The sequence below is a fragment of the Allobosea sp. TAB14 genome (assembly GCF_052113865.1).
Taxonomy (GTDB): Bacteria; Pseudomonadota; Alphaproteobacteria; order Rhizobiales; family Beijerinckiaceae; genus Allobosea; species Allobosea spartocytisi.
On the sequence record NZ_JBFRDQ010000390.1, the window covers coordinates 1 to 1,706 of the forward strand.

Below are 1,706 nucleotides of genomic sequence, written 5' to 3' on the forward strand. Positions count from 1 at the left end.
GACAGCGTCGCGATCATGATGAAGGTGCTGGTGGTCGAACTCGCCCCTTTTTTCTTCGGGCTGGTCTCCAAGTCGATAGCAGCCGCCCAGCCCTAGAGTTCGATCCGATCGTTCTCCCCGACGGAGCGGATTTGCTGATGCGCCCGGTTCTCCGCGGCCTCTGCAAATACGAGAGCCTGATCGACGGCACTCTGACGCTCTGCGACGTCGCCGACATGAACGACGCCATCACGGCCATGGACGAGAACGCCTGGCGCGCCAACGAAGCGAGCAAACCCCGTGGCTGAGACGATCAGGGAGTTCCTCGTCAGCCTGGGCTATCAGGTCGACGGGGCCTCGGAGAGCAAGTTCAAGAACAGCGTGGCGACCGCCACGAAGGGGGCTGTTGCCCTCGGGCTCTCCCTGACCGCCGCTGCGACGGCTGTCAGCGCCGCCGTGACCAAGATCGCGGCCGGCTTCGACGAGATGTTCTTCATGAGCCAGCGCGCCGGCGCGTCGGTTCAGAACATCAAGGGGTTGAGCTACGCGGTTTCGCAGCTCGGCGGCTCCTACCAGGGCGCGCTCGCCTCGATCGAGAGCTTCGCGCAGAAGATGCGGAGCAATCCGGGCTATGAGAGCCTGGTGAAGTCGCTCGGCGTCGCCACCCGAGAGAACGGCAGGCTGCGCGAGACGACAGCGATCGTTGAGGATCTCGCCAAGGCGCTATCGAAGAAGCCGCAATACGTCGCGCTTCAATATCTCGAGGCTCTCGGGATCGACGAGCGGACCTACAATGCCATCAAGTCTGGCGACCTCACCCGGTTCATGGAAGAGTATGCGGCGAAGGCCCGCGCGCTCGGCGTCGATCAGAAGCAGGCGGCCGATATCGGCAACCAGCTCACGCAGGCTTGGCGGTCTCTGGGCGCAACAGCGGAACTGATCGGCGCGAAGCTTGAGCAGACGCTGGGCCGCTCGCTGGCCTCGTTCGTCAAAGAGACGCCGGCTTGGCAGGCCTTCGACAAGATCGCGCAGTCCCTGACTGGGCAGAGCGGCTTGCAGGTTGCGCTTGAAGCCTTCGCTGTCTGGCTCGTCGGGTCGTGGCTGCTCCGCATCCTGGGCGCATTCACCGCTGTCGGTGCCGGCTGGGGCGCGATGCTGCTCAAGCTCGGCATCAATCCGCTGGCGCTCGGTGCGGCAGGTGTCGCTGGCATAGCTGCGGGCGCTTATGCACTCAACGAAAGCGACAAGGACTTCAACGCTCGCAGGAAAGCGATCGAGAACCCAGGCGGCCGAAACCCCTTCGCCGCTATTGATGAGCGCGATGCTAAGCGATATCCGAAGGACGAACGGAACTGGTGGCAGCGCACGATGCCGAGGTTCATGGGCGGCCAGGGCGCGCCTGCTGGCGGCGGTGGGCGTGGCGACAGCAATGCGCCGATCCGCGGCAGCACCTTCACTCAAAAGGCGCCCGGCATCATCAATCGCCTGATGGCTGACTTCGGGTTCACCCGCGAGCAGGCCGCCGGCATCGTCGGCAATCTGGGCCACGAGAGTGGCGGCCTGAACGAGCTTCAGGAGCGCAATCCCACTTCTGGGCGTGGCGGTTATGGCTGGGCTCAGTGGACGGGGCCGCGCCGGCGTGCCTTTGAAGCATGGGCGGCAGAAAAGGGCCTCGATCCGGCATCCGACGAAGCCAACTATGGGTTTCTGCGCCACGAGTTGCGTAC

The 1,706-nt window shown here is 64.4% G+C and carries 2 protein-coding genes; both read left to right on the forward strand.

What is annotated here, in order from left to right:
* Positions 1-137: 137 nt before the first annotated feature.
* Entirely contained in the window at positions 138-287 is a 150-nt protein-coding gene (locus tag AB4Y99_RS27860) for a DUF6889 family protein (protein WP_210340009.1), read from the forward strand.
* Positions 280-1,706 (forward strand): phage tail tip lysozyme (locus AB4Y99_RS27865; protein ID WP_441525641.1); only part of this gene is annotated, 1,427 nt, incomplete at its 3' end. The genes AB4Y99_RS27860 and AB4Y99_RS27865, both read left to right, overlap by 8 nt.